Origin of the sequence: Acutalibacter sp. JLR.KK004, from assembly GCF_036941085.1 — a bacterium.
In the GTDB taxonomy this organism is placed as follows: Bacteria; Bacillota; Clostridia; order Oscillospirales; family Acutalibacteraceae; genus Acutalibacter.
On sequence record NZ_JAYMNQ010000002.1, the window covers coordinates 626,509 to 648,976 of the forward strand.

A 22,468-nucleotide genomic window follows, 5' to 3' on the forward strand; every position below is an offset into this window, starting at 1 on the left:
CAGAGTGTCTGTTTCCAGCCAGCCTTTGTGAATCAGGCGGGGCATTGTGCCGCTCAGTCCAGGAAATCCTTCAGCTTTTTGCTGCGGCTGGGGTGCCGGAGCTTCCGCAGGGCCTTGGCCTCAATCTGCCGGATCCGCTCTCGCGTCACGTTGAATTCCTTGCCAACTTCCTCCAGCGTCCGGCTTCTCCCGTCCTCCAGGCCAAACCGCAGGCACAGCACCTTGGCTTCCCGGGTGGTGAGGCTGTCCAGCACATTGCCCAGGGTTTCCTTCAAAAGGGTGTGGGAGGCCGCGTCTGCCGGGGCGGGGGCCTCGTCGTCAGGGATAAAGTCCCCTAGATGGCTGTCCTCCTCCTCGCCTATAGGCGTTTCCAAGGATACAGGCTCCTGGGCCACCCGCATAATCTCCCGCACCTTGTCCACCGGCATCTCCAGCTCCTCGGCAACCTCCTCGGCGCTGGGTTCCCGGCCGTTCTGGTGCAGAAGCTGGCTGGAAACCTTCTTTACCTTGTTGATGGTTTCCACCATATGCACCGGGATGCGGATGGTGCGGGCCTGGTCGGCAATGGCCCTGGTGATGGCCTGGCGGATCCACCAGGTGGCATAGGTGGAAAACTTAAAGCCCTTGGTGTAGTCGAATTTTTCTACAGCCTTGATAAGCCCCAGGTTGCCTTCCTGGATTAAATCCAGGAACTGCATCCCTCTTCCCAGATACCGCTTGGCAATGCTCACCACCAGGCGGAGGTTAGCCTCTGAAAGCCGCTTCTTGGCGCTTTCGTCCCCTGCGGAAATCCGCACCGCCAAATCCTTTTCCTCTTCCGGGGTCAGAAGGGGCACCCGGCCAATTTCCTTTAAATACACTTTCACCGGGTCGTCAATGGACACCCCGTCCGCGCCAATGCCCGGCTCCATGGGATCCCCGCCGCTCACCTTGGCAAGCTCTGCGTCGTCCAGTTGGATATCGTCAAAGTCCTCCACGATTTCCACGCCGTGGCTCTCCAGCGTATCATAGAATTTTTCTATGTGCTCCGGGTCAAAGTCCAGCTCCCCCAGCGCGTCCAGGATTTCCTTTGTGCTCAGTTGGCCCTTGCCTTTTCCCAGCTCCACCAGGTCTTTAATAATCGTTTTCTTGTCCGGCTGTGCGCCCATGCGTATACCCATCCCTTTCTTTATGCCTGTCCTGTGCCCTTGCTGCTATGCCTTCCTGTCCCGCAGCGCCTGTATCCTCCGCTGTATGTCCTCTTTAGAGGCTTCCCGCACCCACGCGGGGTCTGAAAAGCCCCCGTCTGTTTTGATAATCCTGGCGTATGCCTCCATGTCCTTCCACTGGGAAGGTACCTCCGCCGTCTCCGCCAGGATGCGGGTGAACTCCGCCGCTTCCTCTCCGGTAAGCTCCTGGGAAAAATCTGCCAATGATACTTCTGCATACCGTATTTTACCCAGCAAAAGCTTATATACTCTCCTGTTATATGCTGTCACGAATTTTTCCGGCGGCAGCAGCGCTTCCAGGGCCTTTGCCCTGTCCTGGTTCCGGTAGAGGAACGCCAGCACCCGCTCTTCCGCCAGGGCTGCCCGCAGGTGCTTCTCCTTCTCCGGGTTGGCCCCTGCTTTCACAGCCTTGATTTCCTGCTGCTCCTGTATAAGCTTCTTTTCTTTCTTTTTCGATTCCCGGGCTGCCTGCCTTCCGGCTGTAGCCAGAATCCCGGCTGTATCCACCCCGGTTTCCCGGGAAAGCTTCTGGGCATAGACCTCCCGCTCTGTCGGCTCCCCGATGCGGGAAATTACCTGCTCCACCGCCTCCCGCAGGTAAGCCACCTTGCCCTCATTTGTCTCCAGATCATACTTTTCCCGGATTGCGTCCATGCGGTATTCCACATCAGTGCCCCCGCTCTTTAAAAGCTGCTTAAAGCGCAAAGGCCCGTTTTCCCCATGAAGCTTCATAAATTCGTCCGGATCTTTGCCCCCCGGCACTGTCACCACCCGCACCCGCAGCCCTGTCCCCCGCAGGATGGGAATGGCCCGCTGGGTAGCCCTGCGCCCGGCCTCATCGGAATCATAGCAGAGTATTGCCTCGTCGGCATAGCGCTTTATCACCCGGGCCTGCTCCTCGGTAAGGGAGGTGCCCAAAGACGCAATGGCGTTTGTAAACCCTGCCCTGTGCAGGGCTATCACGTCCATATATCCTTCCGCCAGTATCAAGGTGCGGCTGCCCTGGTTTTTCGCAAAGTTCATGGCGAAAAGCCCGCTGCTTTTGTGATAAACCGGGGTGTCCATGGTGTTGATATACTTGGGCTTCTCGTCTGTGAGAATCCGCCCTCCAAAGGCCACCACGTTCCCCCGCAAATCGAAAATAGGGAACATCACCCGGCCCCGGTAGCGGTCGTAGGGGTTGTTGTTCCTGGACATGCGGGCCACGTCCGCCTGCACCAGCTCTTCCGGTGCATACCCCTTGCCGCGCAGGTGGTTTACCAGGGCAAACCCTGAGTCTGGGGCATATCCCAGCCCAAAGTGCCGGATGGTCTGCCCGTCCAGCCCCCGCCGCCGGAAATAGTCCAGCCCCGGCCTGCCCTCCGGGGTGCCCAGGGTTTTAAAGAAAAACCGCCCGGCCTCCCGGTTTATTTCCAGAATGCGCATACGCAGCCGAGTCATGCTGTCGTCCCCGCCCTCCTCCGGCAGGGCCATGCCTGCCCGCTGGGCAAGCCATCGGACAGCCTCGGGGAAGTCCAGCCGCTCAATATTCATGACAAACTGGATAACCCCGCCCCCGTTGGAGCACCCAAAGCAGTAGTAGGAGTTGTTGTCCGGGTACAGGTTAAAGGAGGGTGTCTTTTCATTGTGGAAGGGGCACAGCCCCACCAGGTTTTTTCCCCGGCGCTTAAGCTGCACATATCCCGCCGCAATGTCCTCAATAGGGCTGCGGGCTTCCAGCTCCCGCAGAAATTCCGGCGAAAACGCCATTTGCCCACCCCTCCTTTCAAGCCTTTTTGAAAAAAGGCTTGACCCAAAAACCAACCGCCCCATCCGCTGTGAGAGTCACAGCCTCTCCGGCCCGGTGCCCAAACGTGCAGGGTTCAGCCAGGTCAAGGCCCTAAAGTCAACCGCCCCGCCCGCTGTGAAAGCCACAACCTCTCTGGCCCGGTATCCGGGTATGCAAGCCGCGCTGCTCAAACACTTTTAGACGCCCAGATGCCATGCCTTGGGGATAAACAGATCCTGATAGCTGGTGATAGCAAAATGATCCGTCATGCCCGCCACATAGTCGCAGGCCGCCCGCTGAGGGCCTTCTTCTTTGGCAATTTCCTGCATATAATCCGGCAGCCTTTCCGGGTGCTGAAGAAAATACAGGTACAGGCTCTTGATAATGTGGGGCACCTTTGTCTCTTCTTTTTTGGCATACTCGTTAAGATATACCGCCTCATGCATAAAGCCTTGCAGCTTCTCGTAGGCGTCCCGCACGTTCTCATCCATGCCGATAAGGCCTTCAAAGCTGTTTGCCACCACAGAGCTTATCAGGGTGGTAAGCCTTTGGGTTTTGGTGTGCCCCAGCTTGTCCGTTATTTCCGACGGGATATCCTCCTCCCGGAGCACCCCCGCCCGGATGGCGTCGTCAATATCGTGGTTTATGTAGGCAATGCGGTCTGCCCACCGCACAATCCGCCCTTCGGCGGTTTCCGCCTCCAGTCCGTCTGTGTGGCACAAAACCCCGTTTGCCACCTCGTAGGTCAGGTTCAGCCCCCTGCCGTCCTTTTCCAGTCTTTCAATCACCCGCACGCTCTGCTCGTAGTGCCGGAAGCCTCCCGGCATCAAGGCGTTCAAGGCCCGCTCCCCGGCGTGGCCAAAGGGGGTGTGCCCCAAATCATGGGCCAGGGCCACTGCCTCCGTCAAATCCTCGTTCAGCCGCAAAGCTCTCGCAATGGTGCGGGCAATCTGGGAAACCTCCAGCGTGTGGGTAAGCCGGGTGCGGTAGTGATCCCCCTCTGGGGAGAGGAACACCTGGGTCTTGTGCTTTAAGCGCCGGAAGGACTTGCAATGTATCACCCTGTCCCTGTCCCTCTGGTAAGGGGTGCGCAGGAGGCATTCCTCCTCCGGGCGCCTGCGGCCCTTCGTATCTGCGGACTGGGCCGCCCAGGGGGCCAGCCCTTCCTTTTCCCGCCGCTGTATCTCGTCTCGTACCGTCACAGCCTGTCCACTCCCTTCTCCCGCGCGCTTTAAAGCGCATGTCCGGTTTTGCCTAATATATACGCAAAAAACAGGCCGATTACTTTTTTCTAAGCGAGAATTTTTGGGTTTTTTTCAAAAGAAGCGCCGGAGAAAATGTACTTTTAGTATATTTTATAGAGCGGGGCAGCCTTTGGGGTCAGGGAAGGGGGAAGGGAAAAAACTGTTCCCCTTCTTCCGCTATAGCCGCCTTGCCGCCAGTGGCATCTGCCAGGCGCTTTTCCAGGGCTGGGAGGCTTTCAGGAGGAAGGTGGAAGCGCAGGGTAACATCCTCCAGGAAATCTGTGCTGTCCACCACGCCGCCGCAGTCCGGGATAACAGCGGCAGCCCTGCCGTAAAGGGAATAGCCACAGGAGGCGGAGAGCAGCAGGCAGCGGCGCATCAGCACCTTCCTTGCCGCCTGCAGCCCGATGGAGGCTGTGTGGGAATAAGCCCGCACCAAGCCCCCGCCCCCCAGCAGGATGCCGCCGAAATACCGGGTGGCAACCACCACCGCGTCCGTCACCCCGGACTTCTTCATGGCCTCCAGCACCGGGATCCCCGCCGTGCCCTGGGGTTCCCCGTCGTCGGAAAACCGCTGCACGCCTCCCTGCCGGAGGATATAGGCATATACATTGTGGTTAGCGTCCCAAAATTGCTTTTTCTTCCCGTTTATAAAGGCCAGGGCCTCCTCCTCTGTCTGCACCGGGCGGCAGGCGCCGATAAAGCGGGACTTTTTTTCCACAAACTCCGCCTCTCCCTCGCCCATCACAGTGATATATTCCATCATGCCCTCCCCGCTTCCGCAAAAGGATAAAGACGGCGCAAAAATACGCCGTCTTTCAGTTTCGCAAACTTATGGTGTTTCTTCCGGGGCCAGCTCGTAAGCTGTGCCGTAAGCGTCCCGGTTGAGAAAACGGTGGTCGTAAAGCTCCCGGCGCAGTGTGGCAGGATCGTGAAAGACGTGCCACTGGTTCAGAAGATCGTTTACCTCCCGTTCCGTATAGGCCCTGCCCTGCTGGAATTTCCCCGCTAAATACCGGAGAGCCTCCTGCTTCATGGCCTGCTTTGCCGGGAAACGCAGCAGCCTGCCGCTTTCATCCAAAAAATTTTCCAGCGATTTCATAAAACTCTCGCTTACTTCAGGCCATAGCGCTTCTTGAACATATCCACGCGCCCGCTGGTGTCAACCAGCTTCTGCTTGCCCGTGAAAAACGGATGGCACTTTGAACATATTTCGACCTTGATATCCTTCTTGGTAGACCGGGTCTTAATCACGTTGCCGCAGGCGCAGGTGATAGTAGTCTCCTGGTAGTCGGGATGTATATTCTGCTTCATTCTCGTTTCACCTCTTTATCCCTGTTCGTTGTTTGTGTCCGCAAGCCTTCTGGGAGGCGGTTTCTGCACGCCGCCGTAAAAGCATACTGAATCGTCCGTTAGTATACCACGTTTTCAGAAAAAAAGCAAGAATTTTTTTGCAAGCATTACAATTAGCGTAGGTTGCAAGTTTTTAATCGGCGGTTCACCGCGTACCCATTGGAGCATAGCGCAAAGAAAGACCCGCGAAAGTATATAGGCAATTTATACAACGAGATTGCCGGGCGTATCCGTTTTGACCATCTGGACAGAATCTGTGAGGCTTTTTAGATTGCGACCTGTCGGAGCTGCTGGAATATATACCGAACCGGCAAACCTTATCCTGGAGGAGCATGGAAACCGCAGGAAAAAGCCAAGCTGCTTTCTAAAAAAATGAGGACGTTTAAACGGTTTATTTTACCGCTTAAACGTCCTTCTTTATTTTCTCAAATCATCTGAAAACATTTTTCAGTTTTTTCGCAAAGCCACAACCAGCCCAGCCCTCTCTTCTCCTTTTCAACAAGAGATTACTCGTTTACCTCCCAGTACATTTTTGTCTTGGTGCTCACCTCGCCCTCCTGCAGGGTAAAGGAAATAGTTTCCATCAAAGGCTCGCCCAGGCCGCCGATTTCGGGGATAGTGGAGTCTGCCGTAATATACAGCTTGTCTCCGGCAAACTGGAGCACAAACCGCTTGCCAGCCACAGTCCGGGTGTTGCGCAGCTCCATTTCCAGCTTGTCTTTGGCACGCCAGCGGCCGTTTCCGCCATAGAGCACGCCGTTTACCCGGCTCTGGGTAAAATGCCCCTGCATCCCCACGTCTAAGGCGAACTCACCGTTGTCCTGCTGGGCTATAAGACGCAGGCCCGCAGGGCCAAAGTGGAAGGAAAGGGTTCGCAAAGCGCTCCCTTCCGGTACAAAACGGCCTACCCCGCCCAGGATGTCCGCAAAGCCGGGTACAGGCTTGTCAGGAACGTACACCGCGCCACGGAGGGACTCCTCTGCCCCAGGGCTGCGCATACCCAGCATGGGGTTCAGCTCCAGGTTTTTCAGACGGTTCTGCAAAACATGCAGGCTCTTGGGATCCTCAGGCAGCACGCCTTCTGCCATCTGGGGAAGAAGTTTCTCCCACACAGCAGTGAGCACCGCCTGCAGCTTCATGGAAGCAGACTGGATAACCAGCACTGCATCCTGCTTTGTCATCACCACGCCATACTGCCCAAAAGCCCCGTCGCCCCGGAACACGCCCTCCGGCGCGCACCGCCAGAACTGGAAGCAGTAGCCCGCCTGCCAGTCCGGGTCGCCGCCCCAGCCGGCCCCGGCATTGTCAATCTGCTTTGTTGTGGCCAGGCCAAACCAGCCCTCATTTAAAAGCTGTTTTCCGTCCCACTGGCCCCTGTTCGCCACAAACTGCATGAACCGGGCCATGTCCTCTACGGTAAGGCAGCACCCAGCCCCGCCCATGGAAACGCCATTGGGGAGGGTGTGGCACTGGATATCTGTCATGCCCAAAGGCCCAAACAGCCGGGGCTTCAAGAACTCTGTCAGAGACAGGCCCGTTTTTTTCTGCAGGATGGCACAGAGCATGTTGGTGCCTGCTGTATTATAGAGGAAATGGGTGCCTGGCTCGTACACAAAGGGGTGGGAGAGGAAATCCGCTATCCAGTCATTTTCCTGATTCGGCCCCCAGGCTATCTCTGTCTCATGGCCGCAGCCCATCATCAAAAGATGCTTCACACAGCATTTTTGCAGATTTTCGCTGGGGTTTTCCGGAATTTTGTCTGGGAACAGCTCCACCAGCCTGTCATCCAGGGAGAGGATGCCCTCCTGGACGGCAAAGCCGATGGCAGTGGAGGTCAGGCTTTTGCTGAAGGAGAACATGATGTGAGGCTCATCCATAGCATAGGGCTTCCAGGCGCCCTCTGCGCAGACCTTCCCGTGGCGCAGCAGCATAAAGCTGTGCATTTCAATGCCCTGGGCATAAAGCTCCTCCAGCATGGCGGTGACGGCTCCGGAGGGGATACCCACGCTTTCGGGTGTGACGTGCTGCAAACTCATACAAACACAACCTTTCTGAAAAATAATAAAATCTATTCCCCTAATAAAACGACAAGCAAGCCAAAAGGCAGCAGCTTCCCCTGCCCGCAAACGGGGGCCTTCCAGGCCCCTCCGGCGGAACCCGCCGCAGCGGTTTCTCAGAAACCGCTGGTTTGCGGGCGGGAGGCTGCCTCACACCCGCAGGCTGTGCCCGGTATAAATGCGTTTTGCCCGCAGGCCCCGGATTTTTTCCAGGCTCGCTTCCATTAGGGCCTTATCCTCCCAGCACCAGGTCGGGCCAGGCCCCCAAAGGCCGGACATAGCGTCTCCTGCCAGCAGTTCCCGACTGTCTAAAAATACGCCCATAGAACCGGCGGTGTGCCCTGGCAGGGCCACCACCTTCCCGTCAATGCCATAGGGCGCAAGGGACATGCCGTCCTCTAAAAACACCGTGGGAACCGCTTCTGGGATAGGCTGCTTTTGGATATTCCGGTTAGAGGCCCAGGCAAAAGCCTTTCCCCACAGGCCCTCCCCCGACACTGTGCGCTTCTCCCCTTTCAGCAGGGGCGCGTCCAGGGGGCTGATGGCAACAGGGCAGTGCAACTCCTGTGCGAAATAGGCAGCATTCTGACAATGGTCGAAATGGCCATGGGTCAGCAGAATCAGCTTTAGGCCCATGTGATGGCAGGCAGCCAGGGTGTGCTCGGCAAGCTTCTGGGTCCCGGTGTCCACCAAAACGCTGCCGCCCTCTCCCCGCAGCAGGTAGGCATGGCCCCCGCTTGCAGGCAGGGGCACTACTTGTGTGGGCATGGCGCGCCTCCTTCCGATAGGAAACTTCTTTTAAATTTAGTATAGCACAGATTAAAACGGCCTGCAATTCCTAATACTAGACATGAAAAAGTATTTTTGGAAAGGCGGAAAAGCTATGGTACGGATTCAGAAGGTTATGGGCAGCGAGATTTTAGATTCCCGGGGGAACCCCACAGTTAGCGCCACAGTGCAGCTTACAGACGGCACTGTGGGCACGGCGGCAGCCCCCTCCGGGGCTTCCACAGGCAAGTTTGAGGCAGTGGAGCTGCGGGATGGGGATCAGCGCCGCTATGGGGGCAAGGGTGTTTTAAAGGCTGTGCGCAATATCAACGAAATCATCTCCCCGGCCCTGGAAAAGGCCCACAGCCTTACCGTCCGCCAGGTGGACGATATCCTGAAAAAACTGGACGGCACCCCTAACAAGGCCCATCTGGGGGCAAACGCCACCCTGGCGGTATCCCTGGCCTGCGCCCGGGCCATGGCGGCCCACTACCGGATGCCCCTGTACAGGTTTTTAGGAGGAGCGGCAGCTTCCCGCCTGCCAGTGCCCATGATGAATATTTTAAACGGTGGAGCCCATGCCGCCAACAATATCGACATCCAGGAGTTTATGATCATCCCCGCCCAGGCGGAAAATTTCCGGGAGGGCCTGCGGTGGTGTGCCGAGATATACCACACCCTGGGCGCCCAGCTTCGGCAAAAAGGGCTGTCCACCGGGGTGGGGGACGAGGGCGGCTTTGCCCCGGACTTAAGCTCCGACGAAGAGGCCATTGAGGAAATCCTGGCCGCAGTGGAGAAGGCGGGGTATGGCGGGAAAGTTACTTTGGCCCTGGACGCGGCAGGCAGCGAATGGGCGCAGGAGGGCGCGTACCGCCTGCCAAAGCGGGGCAAAACCTATGTGACAGAGGACTTAATCAGCTATTGGGAGGGGCTTTTGGACAAGTATCCCATTGTGTCCATTGAGGATCCCCTGGGAGAGGAGGACTTTTCCGGCTGGGCAGAGATGACGGCCCGGCTGGGGAACCGGGTGCAGCTTGTAGGGGATGATCTCTTTGTCACCAACCTGGAGCGCCTGCAGCAGGGAATCGATCAGGGGGCGGCAAACGCCATTCTCATCAAACCCAACCAGATAGGCACCCTGACGGAAACCCTGGAAGCCATCGACCTTGCCAAGCGCAGCGGGTATAAGACCATTATCTCCCACCGCTCCGGGGAAACGGAGGACACCTTTATCGCGGACTTGGCGGTGGCGGTAAACGCCGGGCAGATAAAAACCGGAGCGCCCTGCCGCACAGAGCGGGTGGCAAAGTATAACCGCCTGCTGCGCATAGAAGAATGTTGACAATCCCCCTAAAATGCCTTATGATGGTGGTAGAATTCGGCAGAGGAGGATGCGCCATGGGTAAGGTATTGGACAGGATAGAGCAATGCGTGCAGGCTGTCCGGGAGAAAACAGATTTTGTGCCCCAGGCCGCGCTGGTGCTCGGTTCCGGCCTGGGAGGCTTCGCAGACAGGATACAGGTTTCGGCACAGGTAAGCTACAGGGACATTCCAGACTTCCCGGTGTCCACAGTGCCGGGACACGCAGGCCGGTTCCTTTTCGGCTATGTGGGGAAAACCCCGGTGGCTGTGATGCAGGGCCGGGTACACTACTATGAGGGCTATTCCATGGAGGACGTGGTGCTGCCCATCCGGGTGCTGGGCAGGCTGGGGGCTAAGGAGCTGTTCCTGACAAACGCCGCCGGGGGCATCAGCCCGGAACTGGCTTCCGGCAGCCTGATGTTATTGACGGATCATATCACCACCTTTGTGCCCTCCCCCCTCATCGGGCCAAATGAAGAGGCTTTAGGCCCCCGGTTCCCGGACATGACGGAGGTGTATTCCAGGCGCCTGCAAGAGCTGGCCCGCAAGGCGGCAAAGGCGAAAGGGGTTGCTTTGCAGGAAGGGGTTTACGTCCAGTGTACCGGGCCGAACTATGAAACCCCGGCGGAAATCCGTATGTTTAAGGCCCTGGGGGCCGGGGCTGTGGGCATGAGCACCGCCTGCGAGGCCATGGCGGCCCGGCACATGGGCCTGGAGGTCTGCGGCATTAGCTGCGTGACAAACCTGGCAGCAGGCCTGGGGGGTAAAGCCCTGTCCCATGAAGAAGTGCAGGAGATTGCGACCCGGGTGTCCGGGGACTTCCAAGGGCTTCTGTGGGAGCTGCTGGAGGGGTTGGAAGAATAAGCCGCAGGGCAGGGGAAAGGTTCGCCTTTCCCCTGCTTTTTTGCTGCCATTGGGAATGTGAATTTTTAAAATAAGGTTTGTACTTGGGCCGGGATTCTGCTATAATGAATTTTATATGACTGAAAAGAAAGAGGGAATGGAGTTTATGAAGCTTCCGTTTAAAGGCAGGCGGGGTTCCTATGAAATTGACATGACAAACGGGCCTCTGCTTGGGAAAATCGTCCGGTTTGCCATCCCCCTGGCCCTGGCGGGGATTTTGCAGCTCCTGTTCAATGCTGCCGACATTGTGGTGGCGGGGCGCTTTGCAGGCAGCCAGGCCCTGGCGGCGGTAGGCTCCACCGGGGCGCTGAACATGCTGATTGTAAACCTCTTTATGGGCCTTTCCGTAGGGGTGAACGTGCTGGTGGCCCGGTTTTACGGAGGGCAGAGCTTCCGGGATTTGAAAGAGACTGTACATACCGCCATCCTTACAGCTTTAGTGTGCGGCGTGCTGCTGGTGTTTGTCGGGGCGGGGCTTTCCAGGCCCCTGCTCACCCTCATGGGCACCCCGGCAGACGTTATCGACCAGTCGGTGCTGTACATGCGCATCGTGTTCGCGGGCATGCCTGCCATGATGCTGTATAACTTCGGCGCCGCCATCCTCCGGGCTGTGGGGGACACCCAGCGCCCCCTGTACTTCCTGCTGATTTCCGGCGTGATAAACGTTATCCTTAATCTGTTCTGTGTCATCGCCCTGCGCATGGGTGTGGCAGGCGTGGCTGTAGCCACCGTGGTGTCCCAGTGCATTTCCGCCGTGCTGGTAATCCTGTGCCTCATCCGCAGCAACGCGCCTTACCAGTTGGATCTCAAGGCCCTGCGCATCCACAAGGGCAAGCTTCTGCAAATGACAAAAATCGGGGTGCCTGCCGGGATACAGGGGGCCATGTTCTCCTTGTCCAATGTGGTTATCCAGTCTACTGTAAACTCCTTTGGATCCATTGCCATGGCTGGAGGCACAGCGGCAGGGAACATCGAAGGCTTTGTGTTCACTGCCGAGGACGCTTTTGCCCAGGCAGCCCTGAGTTTTACCGGGCAGAACTATGGCGCCAAAAAGTTTTCCCGCATTAACAAGGTGCTCTTGGACTGCATTTTGCTGGTGTCCTCTGTGGGCATTGTGCTGGGCGGGACGGTCTACCTGCTCTCAAAGCCCCTGCTGGGCATCTATTCCACAGATCCCCAGGTGGTTGAATACGGCACCCAGCGCATGTTTATGGTGGCCCTGCCCCATTTTATCTGCGGGGCCATGGGGGTTTTCACAGGTGTGCTCCGGGGCCTTGGATCCTCTGTCACCCCCATGCTTATCACAGTGTTTGGCACCTGCGTGCTGCGGGTGGCTTGGGTGTACACCATCTTCCCCCTGAACCCCACCTGGCAAATGCTGTTCCTGTCCTATCCCATTAGCTGGCTTGTAACAGGCCTGATACAGTTTGCCGCCTTCCTCTTTGTGAAAAAGCGGGCCACAGCCCGGGCGGCAGAATGAGTCCAGCCACCAGAAAGCCCTTTGCCGGAATATTCCGGCAGGGGGCTTTTTTATTCCGCCTCTATGCTTCGCTTTGTTATATACCTTGACACACGAGGTATATAACATGTATAATTGCATCAGGACGCAGCCGTACTGAAAATTTTTTGGCACATAAATTCCCAAAGGGAAAAGTATCTTTTGGTAAGGATTGTCTGGGCGCGGAATATTGATTTTCCCGTTGGAAAATGCTATACTTAGAGGTAAATTGGTCTATTTTAGAGAGGGGCGCGGCCCCGGATACAACAAGGAAAGGGCCGATACCGGGCGCGCCCGTATCGCGAGGCGAGATGTATGAAAATCGGATTGGACGTAGGATCTACCACCCTGAAATGCCTGGTGTACGGGGATGACGGCATGCCGGCCTTTCAGGAATATGAACGGCATTTTTCCCAAATTCCGGAAAAGGCTTCCGGAATGCTCCAGCGCATACAAGAACGTTTCCCCCAGGCGAAAAGGGCAGAGCTGTACATTTCAGGCTCCGCGGGCATGGGGCTTTCAGAAGATTTAGGCATTCCCTTTGTCCAGGAGGTGTACGCCACCCGGACGGCGGTGAAGAAATACCTGCCGGAGGCGGACGTGGTAATCGAACTGGGAGGCGAGGACGCGAAAATCCTGTTCCTCTCCGGCTCCATGGAGGTGCGCATGAACGGCTCCTGCGCCGGAGGCACCGGGGCTTTCATCGACCAGATGGCAACCCTTTTGAACATGACCCCCGGGGAGTTAAACGAAGCGGCGGAGAGAAGCGCCAGAACCTACAGCATTGCCTCCCGCTGCGGGGTGTTCGCAAAATCTGATATACAGGCCCTGTTAAACCAGGGGGCGCAAAAGGATGACATTGCCCAAAGCATTTTAAACGCGGTGGTAAACCAGACCATCGCGGGCCTGGCCCAGGGCCGGGAGATTGAAGGCCGGGTGGTGTACCTGGGCGGGCCGCTGACCTTCTTTTCCCGCTTGCGCCAAGCTTTCGACAGCATCCTGAGGGTGGAGGGCGTGTGTCCGGAAAACTCCCTGTACTATGTGGCGGCAGGAGCAGCCCTGTCCTCCCAGACAGCGGAATTCAGCCTTCCAGAGATTACGGAGAAAATAGCCCGTTACAGTTCCAGCCGCCACTATCAAAGCGGCATGGCCCTGTTTCATGACCAGGAGGAGTATGACGAGTTTGCCAGCCGCCATGAAAGGGACAGGGTGGAGACAGACGCCTCCCTGCCGGAAGACGGCACAGCCTTTGTGGGCATAGACGCAGGCTCCACCACCGTAAAAGCTGTAGCCATAAACCAGCAGCAGGAGATTATCTTCTCCCGCTACCTACCCAATTCCGGCAACCCTGTGCCTTTGGTAAAGGAGTTCCTGCTGGATTTATACAGGAAGTTCCCCCATATCAAAATCAAGGCGGCAGCCTCCACTGGCTATGGGGAGGAGATTATCAAAAACGCCTTTTCCCTGGATCTGGGTGTGGTGGAAACCATCGCCCACTTTACAGCCGCCCGGAAGTTTGAGCCAGAGGTTGACTTCATCATCGACATCGGCGGCCAGGACATCAAATGCTTTAAGATTAAAAACGGGGCCATCGACAACATTTTCTTAAACGAAGCCTGCTCCTCCGGCTGCGGATCCTTCCTGCAAACCTTTGCCGGGGCCTTGGGCTATGAGATGGCAGATTTTGCAAAATGCGGGCTTTTTGCTGAAAACCCAGTGGATTTAGGCTCCCGCTGCACGGTATTTATGAATTCCTCTGTGAAACAGGCCCAGAAGGATGGGGCCAGCATAGAGAACATCTCGGCGGGGCTTTCCGTCAGCGTGGTGAAAAACGCCCTCTATAAGGTTATCCGGGTTACAGACGCCAAAAGCCTGGGCAGGCACATTGTGGTGCAGGGCGGCACCTTCTTAAACGACGCGGTGCTCAGGGCTTTTGAAAAAGAGATCGGCCAGTATGTCACCCGGCCCTCTGTTTCCGGGCTGATGGGGGCATATGGCGCGGCGCTGTATGCCCAGGAAAAGGGCAAAGGCGAAAGCGCCATCCTGGGGCCGGAAGAGCTGGAAAAATTCACCCACGAGGTGAAGGCCGCCGCCTGCAACGGCTGCCAGAACCACTGCCGCCTCACCATCAACACCTTTGCAAACGGCAAGAAATACATAGCGGGCAACCGCTGCGACAGGCCCCTGAAACGGGAAAACCCTGCCGCCCGGTATAATCTGTACGAGTATAAAAAGGAGCTGCTGGCTTCCTATAAACCTGTTCCCGGCAGCCGGGGGCGCATCGGCATTCCTATGGGCCTGAATATGTTCGAGCTTTTCCCCTTCTGGCACACCTTCTTTACAAAGCTGGGCTTTACGGTGGAGGCAAGCCCTGAATCCACCCGGCAGCTATACTTCAAAGGCCAGCACACCATTCCCTCTGATACGGTGTGCTATCCGGCAAAGCTGCTTCACGGGCACATGGAAGCCCTTTTGGAGCAGAAGCCAGACGCCATTTTCTACCCCTGCATGAGCTACAACGTAAACGAGCACAAGGGCGACAACCACTACAACTGCCCTGTGGTGGCCTATTATCCCGAGGTGCTGGATGCAAATGTTACAGCCCTCTCCAAAACCAGGTTTATATACGATTATGTGGGCATCCACCGCCCCAAGGATTTCCCCAAAAAGATGCAGGCCATCCTGGCAAAGTATTTCCCCAAAATTCCGGATCGGGAGATTAAGGCGGCGGCAAAGGCTGCCTACGGGGAATATGCGTCGTACATGAAGCGCATCCAGGAAAAGGGCCAGGAATTTTTGCGGAAAGCGGAGGAGGAAAACCTGCCGGTGGTCATCCTTTCCGGCAGGCCCTATCATCTGGATCCGGAGATAAACCATGGCATAGACAAGCTCATCTGCGAGTGCGGCGCTGTGGTGGTGACGGAGGACGCAGTGAGCGAAGAGGTGGAAAAGTTCCGCACCGGGGTTTTAAACCAGTGGACATACCATGCCCGGCTGTATGCCGCCGCCAGATACGTGGTAGATTCCCAGGACAAGCGCGTAAACCTTGTGCAGCTTGTGTCTTTCGGCTGCGGCGTAGACGCTATCACCGGAGACGAGGTGCGGGCCATCCTAGAAGAGGGCGGGCGTATCTACACCCAGATTAAGATTGATGAGATCACCAACTTGGGGGCCGTGCGCATACGCCTGCGCAGTTTGTTCGCCGCCCTGGGGCTGGGGGAATAAGGCCGCGGGACGCTGTCCCGCACCCTGCAAGCCTTTTAAAAAAGGCTTGAGCCAAAACTCAATGACAATATTTACGTTTACACGCGGGAGACTGCGTAAGCGCGGAATCTCATTCCGCGGCGGAAGCTTTTGCTTGACTAGCGAACGCAGTGAGCGTTCCCGCGTCCTGGGTGCAGCGTCACGCTGCAAAAGGAGTGAAATCATATGGAGACAGTCAGCCGGGTGGAATTTACCCGGGAAATGAAAAAGGAATACACCATTTTAACGCCTAACATGGCCCCCATCCATTTTGAGCTGATTAAAAATGTGCTGGAGAGCTTTGGCTACAAAATAGAGCTGCTGCGCACCACCGGGCGGGAAATTGTGGACGAGGGACTGAAGTATGTCCATAATGACACCTGCTATCCGGCGCTGCTGTCTATCGGGCAGTTGATGCATGCCCTGCACAGCGGCAAATACGATCTGCATAAGGTGGCCCTCATTATGACCCAGACAGGCGGCGGGTGCCGGGCCTCCAACTATATTCACTTATTGCGCAAGGCCCTGCACAAGGACGGCCTGGATTTTATCCCCGTCATTTCCCTGAATATCTCCGGTCTGGAGTCGAACAGCGGCTTTAAGGTGACCCTGCCCCTTCTGCGCCGGGGCATTGCGGCCCTTACCTATGGGGATCTGCTGATGCTTTTAAAGAATCAGACAAAGCCTTATGAAGCAGAGCCAGGGGTCAGCGACGCGCTGGTGCAGCAGTGGATTTTAAAGCTGACAAGGCTCTTTGAACAGAACAAGGCCTTTACACAGCGGGAGGTTCACGCCTATTTTGATGAGATCGCCCGCTCCTTTGCGGAAATCCCCCGGCAGCAGCGGCAAAAAACCAAGGTTGGCGTGGTGGGGGAAATCTATGTGAAATATTCCCCCCTGGCCAATAACGATCTGGAAGAATTCCTGTTCCAGCAGGGCTGCGAGGTGATGACTCCCGGCATTGTGGGCTTCATGATTTTCAAGGTGGACAACCGCCTGGAGGACATCCGCCTGTATGGGGGCAGCGCCGCAAAAAAGCAGGTGTGTACCCTGCTGAAATGGTATTTCACCAAGTTTGAGGCAGACCTGATTGCCGCCGTAAAGAAATATCCCCAGTTTACCGCCCCTTCACCTTATTCCCACCTGAAAAAGCTGGCGGGGCAGGTAATCGGCTTTGGCTGCAAAATGGGGGAAGGGTGGCTGCTCACCGCTGAAATGATGGAGCTGATTGAAAACGGCTATGAAAATGTGGTGTGTACCCAGCCCTTTGGCTGCCTGCCCAACCACATTGTGGGCAAGGGCATGATACGCAAGGTGAAAAGCATTTATCCCCGGGCCAATATTGTGCCTATCGATTATGACCCCAGCGCCACAAAGGTAAACCAGGAAAACCGTATTAAATTAATGCTGGCTGTGGCAAATGAGGAGGCCCCTGTAAGGGCCGTTCCTGCCCCCGTAGGGGTTCAGGGTTAAGAAAAGCTAAAAAGGAAGCTGCCTGTTCATTCCAGGCGGCTTCCTTTTTTATTGTATCACAGTATAAGCGGCTTCAGATTTTCCCGCTGCTTCTTTTTAGAAATAATGCATTCCCGGCAGAACGGAAAAAGGCCATACAGTAAAAGCCCCCCTTTGCGGGGATCCGCCTGCACTATACGTTAAACCGGAACAGCACAATGTCTCCGTCCTGCATCACATACTCCTTGCCTTCTGAGCGCACCAGCCCCTTTTCCTTGGCGGCAGCCATGGTGCCGCAGGCCATGAGATCATCAAAGCTGATAACCTCTGCGCGGATAAAGCCGCGCTCAAAATCCGTGTGGATTTTCCCTGCCGCCTGGGGCGCCCGGGTGCCTTTCTGGATAGTCCAGGCCCGCACCTCCGGCTTTCCGGCAGTCAGATAGGAGATAAGCCCCAAAAGGGAATAGCAGGCGGTGATGAGGCGGTCAAGGCCCGATTCCTCCAATCCCATGTCGCTTAAAAACAGCAGCTTCTCCTCCAGGGAAAGCCCGGAAATTTCCGCTTCAATCTCCGCGCAGATAGGCAGCACAGCGGCGTGCTCCTGCTCCGCCAGCGCCTGCACTGCCTGGAAGCGAGTGTTTTGCCCCACTCCCTGCTGGAAATCCGACTCGCTCATGTTGGCGGCAAAAATGATAGGTTTGTTGGTCAGCAGGGAAACAGAGGACAGCAACTCCCGCTCCTCCTCGTCGCAGTCCACGCTGCGGGCAGATTTCCCCTCCTCCAGGGCCTCCCGCACCCGGAGGAAAAAATCCAGCTCCCCTTGATATTTCTTGTCAGCTTTTAAAAGCTTCCTGGTCTTGTCAATGCGCCTGTCCAGCACCTCCATATCGGAAAGCACCAGTTCCAGATCAATGGTTTCAATATCACGCCGGGGATCAATGCTGCCCTCCACGTGGATGATATCGTCATTTTCAAAGCAGCGCACCACATGCACCACCGCGTCCACTTCCCGAATGTTGGAAAGGAACTTATTGCCTAGGCCCTCCCCTTTGGAAGCGCCCTTGACCAAGCCCGCTATGTCTACAAACTCAATGGTAGCAGGGGTGAATTTTTCCGGTTCATACATTTCTGCCAGCTTGTCCAGCCGCTTGTCCGGCACTGCCACCACGCCCACGTTAGGCTCAATGGTGCAGAAGGGGTAGTTTGCCGACTGCGCCCCCGCGTTGGTGATAGCGTTAAACAGTGTGCTCTTGCCCACATTGGGCAGGCCAACGATGCCTAATTTCATATTCTTTCACGACTCCTTGCTATGACTGGATTTTCGACGTTCTACTTTTATTTCCACACCAATCCCGCACCAATTTGTCATGGAGATATGGTGTTTGCTTCAAATTGCCGTACTGCACTGACCAGTGAATCGTCCGTGACATGGACGTAGCGATCCATAGTCGTTTTGATGCTGGCATGGCCCAACAGCTTCTGTAATACCTTGGGCGGCATCCCACTTTCGATGGCCCGGGTTGCATAAGTATGCCTTAAAGCATGCATACAAAACGACCGGAAACCCGCCTCATCGCACAGCTTATACAGGTGGGTATCGTATGAGCTGTTTTTCGCTGGTTCTCCCGTCCGCCAGTTGACAAATACCAGGTCACGCATCGTCAGATACATTTTCTGCCCTGTCCGCCTGTCCAGATACTCAAGTGTTTGTGTGAGCACCTCAGATGCCTTTCGGACATCCCGTTCCTCATAACACTCTCTTAAAATACTATAGGCTCGGTCGGTCAAAGGAATCGTGCGGTAACTTTTTTGGGTCTTAGGAGGGCCGGCACGCCAGCAGCCTTGTTTGTGCCGGTATTCCAGCGTTTTGTTTACTGTCAGCGTCCGTTTTTCCCAGCTGATGGAATCCCATGTCAGGCCAATCAATTCGGATGTCCGCAGGCCAGTCTCCAAGAGCAAGGCATACTGCCTATAGTTATGGGATCGCTTAGCAGCCTCTAGGAATTTCGCCTGCTCCTCCAAGCTGAGGAATTTGATGTCATCAACAGCACGCAATGGCTTCGTATAGCGGACTCCGTCCATAGGGTGTTTGCCAATGATTCCATTCATAAGAGCAGACTTGAATAAAGTCCCCATTGTGATGTACACCTGCCGTATGGTTGACCCAGCATATTCAGCCTCCATACGGTTTAAGACAGCTTTGCAGTGCATCGGCCTTACATCGGACATAAACATAGTGCCAATAACTGGCTGGATATTGCTTTTGTATCTCTCCCTATAGTTCCTCCTTGTATTGGAAGCGAGATCGCAAATCAGGTTCTCAATCCAATATGCAAACCACATATCCACCGTCAAAATCGAATGGTCTGTTACAAGCTCATGGCTTTCCTTGTACTGCGCCTCTGCAAGCCAATTTCTAGCCTCCGGAAGTGTATCAAAATGCCTTTCATGCCGTTTGCCATTTTTGGCACTGTATCTTGCAGTATACTTCCCATCCTTTCTTTGGCAGATGCCTTTCCCACATTCTCTGCCTTTTAAGTTTTTTCCCATGATTTGAACTCCTTTCCTAAACACATCGGACGTGCGTAAGAAGAGTCCTTCGCGACATATTATTATAGCATAGGACTCGAACACATTTCAAGGTTTTCGGCCAATTTTGGTGCGCACCAGAGGATTTTTCCTCCATGCATTCAGATAATCAGTTTGGCACTGATAAACTCCTCAAATGCCCGGCGCTTGACCAGCTTTTTGTTTCCCACAAAGAGCACAAAGGGGCAGTTTGGCTGTTTCAATAATGCATCGATCTTGTTGATACCAATATTGCTGTACTCTGCGGCCTCCTTAATGGTAAGCGTCATCTTCAAGTGGATAGGTACCGCCTCTTTAACATTGGTTGTTTTATCGGAAGACAGTCCACTGTATTCTTTCATATTCATGTTTTTCACCTTATGCCTTTCCATATATTTATTTCTCTCCTCCAGGGACTTTCATACAAAAAACTACACGTATCAAAGTTATGCTTTACAACTCCAAATATAAAAATCTTCCCCGGCGCCCGCAGCGGACGGGCCATAGGTAATTTCAACCCCCCCGCCTTCATCATGGCCGGGCCGCGAATTACGGAAGTATCATTGTCCCGCTGCAGGGTCATCGCGTTATGCTGGTGCCGCCAGCATAGGAGTGCTCTTGTTCTATTTGCCAGATAGACAGATAGCCGCTCGCCCACAGGGAATGTACCGGGTCAGACTGTGAAATTTTCAAGGTGCAGGGCATGGGGATTGCCTTTCAATCTATAAGAACAACCGGAAATCGGGAAATCTACCCTTTTAAGGCAAAATTTTGAAAGATTTTTGAAAATGTGCAGAAATATGTATTGCCGCAGGTCTTCGTCCAACTCTCCATCCACATAGCTGTACCGGTTTATCAGAGGCATATACATTTCAATTATATCGGCCAGGGCCTCATTGCTGCCCCCGATAGCTTCTATGAGGGTTTTGCGGAATGTGTCAGCCGTCACAGGGCATCACCGCCTTTCAGCGCTTCACGTAGTTTTTTCAACGCTAGTGACCTCTGCTTATAGACGTACTGTACAGTGCAGAATAACTCACCTGCGATTTCCTGTGGGGTCATGTCTAGCAGGAACAGCATGGTGAGCACTTCCTTTTTCAAAGCGGAGAGTTGAGAAAATGCGGCAGCAAGAGCCTCTTCTTCAAAATCCAAGGAATCTGCCCTTCTCATTTTCTGGATCCACTGTTCCTCGCCTTCCTGGCTGCACAGCTTCTCTATAGAGGCATCCTCCAATGGGATGGTATCTATGCGGCGTCTTTGCGCTTTTAAGTAGTTGAGCCTGGCCCTATAAACTGTCACCTCCATCCATTTGGTAAACCTCCCCCGCAGTTCATCCCGTTCCGTGCTTTTTCCGTACATGGTATGCTCCTTTCCGCCAAAGCACACCATCAGAGCGCGGGAAACGAAAAAGCCCAGACATACCTTGATGGTATGCTTGGGCTCAAAAATGGTTGACGTTCGGTCTTGTTTTTCTACCCTATTGCCTCTTAAAAGGCGCAAAGGGGCAGCCCACCTTGTTCAGTGGAGCCACCCCTTTGTCATGCGGTAAACTGGTTTCAAAACCACATTTACCACAACAAATCTTAAAATTAGAGAATCTACTTATTTCCCCTTCATTCATATATTATATAGCATAACTTATAGATAGAAAAGAAAAGAAAACACGTTCTCTAATTGTAAAACTTTTATTTGTGTAAATTCTGTACCCTTTCACAGGAATATTTCTAAATTTTCCAGCATCTCGGCCACATCCGAGCCGGTCTGTGGGACATTGGGCGGCTCTTGCGCCCCTATACCGGTTGCCTGGGCCAACTGCTCCCCCACCATCTCCCGCACCAGCTCCGCAAGGGCCTCCGGTGGGTAGCGGTGGGTCGCCCTGAGTTCTATTTTGCACTCCGGGTTTTGCAGCGCCGGGTGGGCCTGCAAATACTCGCACAGTGCCGCCACCAGGACGGCGCTTTTCTTATTGCCCAGCCGTTCCAGCAGCTCGCCGGCCTGGATCTGCTCCTCTGTGTCAGCGGGGAATTGCAGGGTGAAGCGGTATTTTCCTTTTTTCCGCATAGGCTACCCCCTCGACCGGGCCAGTTGGCTTTCCCCCAGCATCTCGTAGCCCAGGGCGTTGGCGTTGGGGGAGTCGATAAACTCGGCCTTGCCCACCAGGGGGGATTCGCTCAGATAGGGCTGCAAAAGGATGCTGCCCCCGCCGATGAAGATGGCTGGGTTGGCCCGCAAGTCAACTTGCAGCTCCCGGAGCTGGTGGAGGATATCGTTGGCGTGGAGTTGGGCCGCTTTGAAGATTTCTTCCTTGACTTCATCTGGGAGACAGATTTCCCGGTTTTGTAGGACAGCCGAAATATGGTCGTCTTCAATCCGCATATCGAATTTGGTGCTGACCTTGCGGATGACCTCGTTGTTCATGGTGATGACGCCGGTTTCCAGGGAACGGCAGAATTGCAGGTCGGGCTTGCCGTTTTGCAGGAGAAGTACATCCGTGGTGTAGCCGCCGATGTCGATGATGAACAGCCGCAGGGTCTTGACCACCATGCTGCTGCGGGGCACCACCGCAGCAAAAGCTTGGGGGAATACCATCACCTGGTCGATGAAGATAGTGTAGGCCCGGTCTTTGTAGGTGAATTTCACGGGGCCTCCCCGCTTGAAATAGGCGGCAAATTTCTCCTTCAGGCTGCCGTAATGCTCCGGGGGCAGGCCCACGGCCAGTTGGATGCGCTCGGTGGGGGAATACTGGCCTTTGCGCTCCAGCTCCCGGGCGATGGCGAACAGGGTCAGAATGAAATAGCGGTCGTCCTGGGTCTTGTCCCGCATGTAGGGCAGGCGGCGAGTGGTGAGCGTCCAAAATTTGCCTCCATACTCCAAAATTTCTTCGGACATGGGCGGCCTCACCGTGTGCTCGGCCAGGCCGGAGACGAAGGAGAACCGGGGTGTTTTTATGGCGTAGTTGCCGTGGTCGATGGCAATTAACATAATAGAAAACCTCCAACGGATTATTTGTTGGGATTACACGTTTTATCGTGCGCATTTGCAAT

General features: G+C 55.2%; 20 protein-coding genes. 5 read left to right on the forward strand and 15 right to left on the reverse strand.

Going from position 1 to position 22,468, the window contains the following annotated elements:
• Positions 1-53 precede the first annotated feature (53 nt).
• The 8 genes from rpoD to VSQ30_RS17515 form a co-directional block, all read right to left on the reverse strand.
• Positions 54-1,148, reverse strand: coding sequence for an RNA polymerase sigma factor RpoD (gene rpoD / locus VSQ30_RS17480; RefSeq protein ID WP_160643550.1), 1,095 nt, complete (start codon positions 1,146-1,148; stop codon positions 54-56).
• A 45-nt stretch (positions 1,149-1,193) separates the two neighbouring features.
• Positions 1,194-2,957, reverse strand: a complete 1,764-nt coding sequence (dnaG, locus tag VSQ30_RS17485; protein WP_334465931.1) for a DNA primase — start codon at positions 2,955-2,957, stop codon at positions 1,194-1,196.
• 216 nt (positions 2,958-3,173) lie between these two features.
• Positions 3,174-4,178 carry a deoxyguanosinetriphosphate triphosphohydrolase gene (locus VSQ30_RS17490; protein WP_334465934.1) on the reverse strand — a complete coding sequence of 335 codons (1,005 nt, stop codon included), beginning with the start codon at positions 4,176-4,178 and terminating at the stop codon, positions 3,174-3,176.
• A 178-nt stretch (positions 4,179-4,356) separates the two neighbouring features.
• On the reverse strand, positions 4,357-4,986 hold the full coding sequence (locus VSQ30_RS17495; RefSeq protein WP_334465936.1) for an IMPACT family protein: 630 nt from the start codon (positions 4,984-4,986) through the stop codon (positions 4,357-4,359).
• Positions 4,987-5,052: 66 nt separating this feature from the next.
• The gene (locus VSQ30_RS17500) at positions 5,053-5,322 is read right to left on the reverse strand and encodes a DUF2087 domain-containing protein (protein WP_334465939.1); all 270 of its coding nucleotides are present in this window, start codon (positions 5,320-5,322) and stop codon (positions 5,053-5,055) included.
• A gap of 11 nt (positions 5,323-5,333) precedes the next feature.
• Complete coding sequence (gene rpmE, locus VSQ30_RS17505) at positions 5,334-5,534, reverse strand: 50S ribosomal protein L31 (RefSeq protein ID WP_160643558.1); 201 nt, start codon at positions 5,532-5,534, stop codon at positions 5,334-5,336.
• Positions 5,535-6,079: 545 nt separating this feature from the next.
• Complete coding sequence (locus VSQ30_RS17510; RefSeq protein WP_334465942.1) at positions 6,080-7,609, reverse strand: serine hydrolase domain-containing protein; 1,530 nt, start codon at positions 7,607-7,609, stop codon at positions 6,080-6,082.
• A gap of 171 nt (positions 7,610-7,780) precedes the next feature.
• Positions 7,781-8,398: an MBL fold metallo-hydrolase gene (locus VSQ30_RS17515; RefSeq protein WP_334465945.1), complete on the reverse strand. Its 618-nt coding sequence runs from the start codon at positions 8,396-8,398 to the stop codon at positions 7,781-7,783.
• A 115-nt stretch (positions 8,399-8,513) separates the two neighbouring features.
• Here VSQ30_RS17515 and eno point away from each other — a divergent pair, with 115 nt between their 5' ends.
• From eno to VSQ30_RS17540, 5 genes are all read left to right on the forward strand, one after another.
• On the forward strand, positions 8,514-9,740 hold the full coding sequence (eno, locus tag VSQ30_RS17520) for a phosphopyruvate hydratase (RefSeq protein WP_334465948.1): 1,227 nt from the start codon (positions 8,514-8,516) through the stop codon (positions 9,738-9,740).
• 56 nt (positions 9,741-9,796) lie between these two features.
• Positions 9,797-10,624 carry a purine-nucleoside phosphorylase gene (locus tag VSQ30_RS17525; protein ID WP_334465950.1) on the forward strand — a complete coding sequence of 276 codons (828 nt, stop codon included), beginning with the start codon at positions 9,797-9,799 and terminating at the stop codon, positions 10,622-10,624.
• Between the two features lie 115 nt (positions 10,625-10,739).
• On the forward strand, positions 10,740-12,143 hold the full coding sequence (locus VSQ30_RS17530; RefSeq protein ID WP_334465951.1) for an MATE family efflux transporter: 1,404 nt from the start codon (positions 10,740-10,742) through the stop codon (positions 12,141-12,143).
• 333 nt (positions 12,144-12,476) lie between these two features.
• Positions 12,477-15,386, forward strand: coding sequence for an acyl-CoA dehydratase activase-related protein (locus VSQ30_RS17535; protein ID WP_334465954.1), 2,910 nt, complete (start codon positions 12,477-12,479; stop codon positions 15,384-15,386).
• A gap of 204 nt (positions 15,387-15,590) precedes the next feature.
• A complete protein-coding gene (locus tag VSQ30_RS17540; RefSeq protein WP_334465956.1) occupies positions 15,591-16,877 on the forward strand; it encodes a 2-hydroxyglutaryl-CoA dehydratase in 1,287 nt (428 codons plus the stop codon).
• Positions 16,878-17,049: 172 nt separating this feature from the next.
• Here VSQ30_RS17540 and ychF read toward each other — a convergent pair whose 3' ends face one another.
• From ychF to VSQ30_RS17575, 7 genes are all read right to left on the reverse strand, one after another.
• Positions 17,050-18,144, reverse strand: coding sequence for a redox-regulated ATPase YchF (ychF, locus tag VSQ30_RS17545; RefSeq protein ID WP_334465958.1), 1,095 nt, complete (start codon positions 18,142-18,144; stop codon positions 17,050-17,052).
• A gap of 77 nt (positions 18,145-18,221) precedes the next feature.
• A complete protein-coding gene (locus VSQ30_RS17550) occupies positions 18,222-19,406 on the reverse strand; it encodes a tyrosine-type recombinase/integrase (protein WP_334465960.1) in 1,185 nt (394 codons plus the stop codon).
• Positions 19,407-19,546: 140 nt separating this feature from the next.
• Positions 19,547-19,816 carry an excisionase gene (locus VSQ30_RS17555; protein ID WP_502876310.1) on the reverse strand — a complete coding sequence of 90 codons (270 nt, stop codon included), beginning with the start codon at positions 19,814-19,816 and terminating at the stop codon, positions 19,547-19,549.
• 281 nt (positions 19,817-20,097) lie between these two features.
• Complete coding sequence (locus tag VSQ30_RS17560) at positions 20,098-20,373, reverse strand: helix-turn-helix domain-containing protein (protein WP_334465962.1); 276 nt, start codon at positions 20,371-20,373, stop codon at positions 20,098-20,100.
• A complete protein-coding gene (locus VSQ30_RS17565; RefSeq protein WP_334465963.1) occupies positions 20,370-20,783 on the reverse strand; it encodes an RNA polymerase sigma factor in 414 nt (137 codons plus the stop codon). Before VSQ30_RS17565 ends, VSQ30_RS17560 begins: the two co-directional genes overlap by 4 nt.
• A gap of 351 nt (positions 20,784-21,134) precedes the next feature.
• Entirely contained in the window at positions 21,135-21,485 is a 351-nt protein-coding gene (locus tag VSQ30_RS17570) for a hypothetical protein (protein ID WP_334465964.1), read from the reverse strand.
• A gap of 3 nt (positions 21,486-21,488) precedes the next feature.
• A complete protein-coding gene (locus VSQ30_RS17575; protein WP_334465966.1) occupies positions 21,489-22,406 on the reverse strand; it encodes a ParM/StbA family protein in 918 nt (305 codons plus the stop codon).
• Between the last annotated feature and the right edge of the window lie 62 nt (positions 22,407-22,468).